The sequence below is a fragment of the Bacteroidia bacterium genome (assembly GCA_016218155.1).
In the GTDB taxonomy this organism is placed as follows: domain Bacteria; phylum Bacteroidota; class Bacteroidia; order Bacteroidales; family GWA2-32-17; genus GWA2-32-17.
Map to the genome: position 1 here is coordinate 21,427 of JACREQ010000006.1, position 6,213 is coordinate 27,639.

The 6,213-nt window shown below is 31.0% G+C and carries 5 protein-coding genes; all 5 read right to left on the reverse strand.

Annotation, left to right across the window (positions count from 1 at the left end):
- Position 1: 1 nt before the first annotated feature.
- The 5 genes from HY951_00630 to HY951_00650 all read right to left on the reverse strand — a co-directional run bounded on the left by HY951_00630 (position 2) and on the right by HY951_00650 (position 6,000).
- Entirely contained in the window at positions 2 to 550 is a 549-nt protein-coding gene (locus HY951_00630) for a hypothetical protein (protein ID MBI5538538.1), read from the reverse strand.
- Between the two features lie 21 nt (positions 551 to 571).
- Positions 572 to 1,624: a hypothetical protein gene (locus HY951_00635; GenBank protein MBI5538539.1), complete on the reverse strand. Its 1,053-nt coding sequence runs from the start codon at positions 1,622 to 1,624 to the stop codon at positions 572 to 574.
- 1 nt (position 1,625) lies between these two features.
- Positions 1,626 to 2,732, reverse strand: a complete 1,107-nt coding sequence (locus tag HY951_00640; GenBank protein ID MBI5538540.1) for a hypothetical protein — start codon at positions 2,730 to 2,732, stop codon at positions 1,626 to 1,628.
- Positions 2,732 to 4,246, reverse strand: a complete 1,515-nt coding sequence (locus HY951_00645) for a hypothetical protein (protein ID MBI5538541.1) — start codon at positions 4,244 to 4,246, stop codon at positions 2,732 to 2,734. The genes HY951_00640 and HY951_00645 overlap by 1 nt, the downstream gene beginning before the upstream one ends.
- 1,052 nt (positions 4,247 to 5,298) lie before the next feature.
- Entirely contained in the window at positions 5,299 to 6,000 is a 702-nt protein-coding gene (locus tag HY951_00650) for a hypothetical protein (protein MBI5538542.1), read from the reverse strand.
- Positions 6,001 to 6,213: the final 213 nt, after the last annotated feature.

Here is a 6,213-nt window from a genome sequence, read left to right on the forward strand (position 1 = left end):
TCTATTTTTTAGGAGTATAATATTTTTCATAAACTCCTGTATCAAATAATTTTTCCTCTTTCAATTTTCCTTTCTTATTATATCTTTTTATTTTGGATAATTTACCATTATTCCCATATTCATAAAAATAGTTGTCGCCTGAAATTTTGTCCATATTATAATCACAGAAATATTTAACTTTATTATCAAGAGTTGTTTGTAAAAAAGAACCATTCTTTTTACCATCATTATAATTTACAAATAATTTATAACTCAATACTTGATTAAGAGAGTATTCTATACCTTCAAGTTTGTGATTAAATACCGTTGCTTTATAGATTATTAATGTTGAATCATTCTGCGAATACATAATCCAAGTACCGTTTATTGTAGTGTCTATTTTAAATAGAGAACATTTGGGATTACCATAAGCGATTATAGTATCGTTATACTTCTTAGAAATGATATAAAAGCAATCTGCTTTTATATACACACCATCTAATTTTTGCGAGAATGATATTAATGTATTACAAGAAAAAAAAACAAATAATATTATTTTTATATGTTTCATGATGAGTTGTAGATTCTAATATTATTTGGTATATTCTTTCTTAAATTCTTTTGATTCTGAAAATTTAATTAAACCTTGCTTAATTGCATCTCTTGCCGTACCGGAATTTTTACCGGTATTTTCATTACCGAAATCATAAGTGAACGCATTATTTAACGTGCCATTATCATTAATAAGTAAAATTCCTTTTACAGCACCAACAGGTGCATAATCCTCAGAATTTTTAAAATAGCCATACGCTTCATTGTCTCCTAATTTGCCGCTTGTTTCTTGATTTAATAATGTGGAACGAATTTCAGTGTTTGTTGCATCACCTCTCAGAGTTTTATCAAGAAGGGCGTCGGCTTGTTTATTAGCTGTTGTTAAATATACTGGAGGAGTGGTTGAAGAATTTTCTGTACCACTACCTTGATTTAAAGTAGTCGCTTCATTAACAATTCCTACTTCAACTACATCTGATGCAGATAATACTGTAAACAAAGAAGTGGCTTGTGATTTCTGTTCTTTTGTAAGTGAAGAACGATTAAGCAAATCTTGAAATTGTTTGACATCACTTGTTTTAAATAAAGGATCATTTTGGTCTTTAGATGAAAGACCGAATAATTCTAAACCAGTTGCAGATTGCCCATCAATCTTTGTATTAAAGGTACTAAATAAAGCATACATAAGAGATAGAGCTTCGGCATTAGCCGCTCGAACTGCTCTACCATCAGGGTCTGTATATAGAATAGGATTATTTGCAAATGCACCATAGGGACTTTCATATGGAAATTTTCTTGCCAAAGGGTCGGGACTTAACCAACGGCTTACAATTTCAGGTTCAAGTGTTGCCTCAGAATACAATGTGTCTTGTGTTATAAACCCTATAACTTTCATGGTTCTGGTATTTAAAACAGCAGAGCCAATGACTTCAAGAGAATCGGTATCGAAAAATTCATCGTATTTACCATTACTTAAAGTCAAAACATTTGCCTCTTTTCCTATTGATTTATAAGGATTATAAGGTTGCTGTGCAATTATGTTTAATGAATAAACCATTAAACCAAACAGTGTAATAAACAGTTTTGTTTTCATATTAGTCAGGTTTTGAAGATTTAAAGGTATTAATTATTTTTTTATCAGTATATTTTTCCTGATGCTCTTTTAAATCGAGTAACCAATCGAGATACATTCTTTCAGGCATTTTACGATAACCTAATTTATGAATTTGAACAATAAGTTTTTCGTAATCATCGAACATCTTTTTTGCTTCGGGAAATTGGAAAATATCGGATGGATTTTTTGCTTTATATTTTACCATTAATATATCGAAATTATTTTTTAATATTTCCGATTTCATTAACCTAGCATTAATAAAGTTCGGGTAATATTTTAATGCTGTTTCGGTACATTTAGCAGAATATCCATCAATGTTGTTTCCAAATTTTCTTTCATATCCTTTTGCAAGATCAAGCAGACATAATGATAAAGATTGCTGATTGTTTAACGTGTCCATATATATACCGCTACGAATTGCATCTAAATGAATATATCCTGAAGCCATTAACCATGCATCTATAGGAAATGCAGCACTTGTTAATTCGGTGTTATACATTCCCGTTTTTTTAGAATAAAGTTTAATATAAATATGATTAGGTGCTAATGCTAAATATGCTTTTTCGCCCATTTCTTCCAATATTATTTTATATAGAAAAGGTAAAGAATGGCAATTTCCTTTATGAGTTTCTAATAGTTTTGAAACAAACATTTTTGACCAATCTTTACCTCCCCAAATATCTTCAAAGTCATATACAAAAGGGGTATTATTTAACATTTTTCCATCTAATTTGATTAATGGAATACTATCAGTCATTATCTTAAAAACGGAAGCATATTTAATAATATTTGGTTTGTCATCAAATTCATAAATAAGATTATTATAATTGATTTTTGCAAAGTCGGAACAACGAAGTGAAAGATTAAATATTTTGTTACAAAATATTTCATATTTTAATTTATTATTTAAAAAGCAATTTTCTGTAATAAATACAGCTTTTTTAAAACTATACTGTTGCTTGCCTTCAAGCATTGAATTAATTTCATTATAAGCATTCTCATAGTATTGCTTTTGAATAGCAATAGTATCTTGACTAAACGAGTCAAATGAGAACACAAAGAATAATATTAAAAAGTAATATTTCATTAACGTACTATTTTTGAAAAATTAATGTATTGTTGTTCGCTTTCTTGTTTTTGCTGTTTTTCGTTTAATGTTTTTAGCCAATCTATGTATGCCTGTTCAGGCATAGGCTGATAACCTAAACCATCTATTAAAGCATAAATCCGATTTCGTTGGGTAAATAATTCCAATGCTTTCGGGTCTTTTTTCAATTGTTCGATATTTGAAAATCCTTTTTGTTCAGAAACATATTTAAAAAGATATGAGTAATAATCTGATTTTACCTGTATAGCCCAAATGTTGTTTGGATGAAATTCTAATGCTTTGTTTACACATTTTAAAACAAAGTCGTCTTGTGCTTTATAATGCCAAGTATAATATTGAGCAAGGTCAACAAGACATTGTGCAATAACTTCTTTTTTATTCAGTGTGTCAAGGAAAATACCGCTTTTTACTGCTTCTGATTTTATATAACCTGAACCAACAACCCAAGAATCACTTGTTAACATGCCATTTGTTAGTTCAATGTTATACCAAACGCCATTCTTGTCTTTACTTTTAATATATGAGTGTGAAGGAGAAAACGAAAGATAGGCGTTACCGCCTAATTCATTAACTAAAATAAGAAATAACAACGGAAGTGATTTGCATTGTCCAGAGTTTTTGACCATCAGTTTTGAAACAAACATTTTGGTTGGGTCTTCGTTACCGAATGGGTCTTGAAAGTCATAAGTTTTTGGAAAAGTTGTTACAGTTTTTTCCTGAACTCTTAATTTTATGTTTAATGTGTCGGTAAAGTACTGATGTGTCATGTAAAGAATAGCATCATTGTTACTGACGGATAATTTTTCCTGTTGCATTTTAAGTTGAATAAGTAATGCCATTTCTGCAATACTTTTCTTATAGTCTTCATATTTCATTTGGTTTCCGAAAAAAGCATTTTCAGTAATAAATACGGCTCTTTTTAAATCCAAAGTTTTGCGACCTTCTAACATGTCTAATAATTCCTGATAAGCAGAATTGAAACTATTGAAGCCAGTTGCAGATTGCAAAGAAGGGAAATGATAATTAATAGATGGTTCATAATTTTTCATTTCATTAATAATCGAATAGACATTATCTACCGATGATGAAGTTTTTCCCGGAATGGTACTATTTGAAGTAAGTACAAAATTATTTTTGTTAAGTGAGTTGTAGATATTGTCAGGTACATTAGCATTTACTTTTTTAGTTTGTAAATCAGAGTGATTTAATGTGGAATAGTCCTGTTGTGTTTGCCCTGTCGAATAGCTTTGAGTATTAGAAATAGGATTAGGTTGTTTTTCAAAGGTTGGTATATTAGGACTTTGAATTTGTGCAAAAGTGTCAACAGAGAACAAATTTGTCAAAACAAAGAACAGAACTACCAACGAAGCATGCGGGCAGGCAAGATTTAGCTCTTTTGCAGGTTTTGGTTGTGCGTTGGCTTGTGCGACCTGCAAATGTGCTAAATGTGCGATGGGGTTAAATCTTTTCGTATTTTTATTTGATGTTTTCAAGAAAACCACACTATTAATTAATTTATAATGATATTGAAATTTTTAATATAAAGTATTTTCGTTCGTCAAATAAAAAATCAAAAACGTTAGCATAATGTTATTGACGTTCAAATGTAAATTGCCTACGTTAGAATTTTAAAGTCATCGTTCATCCTTTGATTTTTTAATATTTTAGTCCCAAAAAAACAGTGTTTAGTAAAAGATTAATATAGATTACCTTTAGATTTATTCTTAAAATTAGACATTTATGATTTTTCTTGTTAAAAAAGCGGGGTGGCAAAAAAACTAAATTTTTAACTAATTGTCCACGAGCTACAGAATTGTCAAATTGGTAAGAAATAATCAACGAGAAACATTTTAATATTTTTCTTGTTTTAGTCAGACTGATTAAACTCAAATTTGTCAAGATGCTTTTCTTTTTTTATCGCTTATTGCTAACGTTCGGAGCTACGCCCCAAGCAGGCAATTTGCTTGCACGTCGCTGTCAAACCGCTAAAATGTTTGATATTCGTAATCGTTGTCATAATGTTACTACTGCCTGCTTGGGTCGTAGGTGGTGTTAGGTGCTGTAAGTAGTTGATGTCAATGTGAACCAACATTGATGTCAACGAGGTGCGAAATATGCAGTCTGTAAATTGCGTCAACGAGAACCGAGATTGAATATTAAAGTCCAACGCGTGTGAGGTCAGGGATATTTTATTAAATAATTGAGTCATACGAAATTTAAAACTAATAAAAAAAGTCCGAATATATTTTTTGTTGGTGAATATTTTTGTAAACATTAAAAAACTGTTTAAAATCGTCAAGTCGCAACAACGTGTCAAGGAGATATGTGATTTTAATTTTGTCAAGTTGCAAACAGTTTTTATAGTTAACACAATTCTCGGATTTGTTTTTTTTCACTTATAGCACCTAACGTTTGGCGCTTGGAAAAGCTGGGCGATTAGCCGCAGAGGGCGTCAAACCGTTAATATGTTTGTATATTGTTGTCATTGTCAAGTTGCACCACCCGCCCAGTTTTTACCAAACGTGTGTTAGCGGCTGGCATACTTTTATTCTGTCAGTTGTCTTGCATAGTTTTCAATTCTTTTTTTTCTTGATTTAATAAAGTTCACTACACCATTTTTATATTTTAAATAATCGTCAATGCAGGAAAAAGTAGGTTTTGTTTTGAAATTGTCATTCGGTAAGTAAAATTTTACTTTTTCATTTTCATCAACAAGGTCGTCAAGCAAAAAAAACTTGACATAACCTGTAAAACCCTCAAACAAGTCAAAGAAGCTTTTATATCTCAAAATTGTATCGTAAAGAGGACTTTTCTCTCCTAAATAAAAAAGTCGGATGCATTCTAAAGTTAGATCAAATCTGTCGTCAATAAGATTGATGACTCCTCGTGCTTGATTTATTGTATGTTTTTTGTCAACTCTGTTGTTAGGAAATATTGTGAAAGAGCCAATTGTTGAGCCAGTTTCGTAAAGTTCGTTTACTTCACTCTGAATTTGCTTTGTTAACCACTCTTTTCTTTTGTGATGTCTGTATGAGTGAGTGATTGCATCGCTTCCTAAATAAAATTCTCCCAAGTCCGATTTATGATATAGATAAGCTCCACTCTTTTTATTTGTCAGTTCAAAAACTTGTCCATTTGGCAAAGGCTTACTCCATAATATTTTGTGATAAAAGCGAAGTGTCGGACTTGTAATGTCAGGGTCGCCACCTCCTGCGTCTGAATGAATATTAAATTCTGTGTCAACTATCATTTTTTTATTTCTTAAATTAAATCATTTTTTTACTGTCAGTTTAAGATCAACAATGTCCTAATGCTTGCCGCTAACGTTTAAAGCTACGGAACGACGAGCATTTGCTTGCAGTCTGTGTCAAACCGCTAAGAAATTTATTTGATGTAGTATTTGTCAATTTGCACATTCTGCTCGTTGTATTCGTAGGTGGTGTTAGGCACTGAAAGTAGT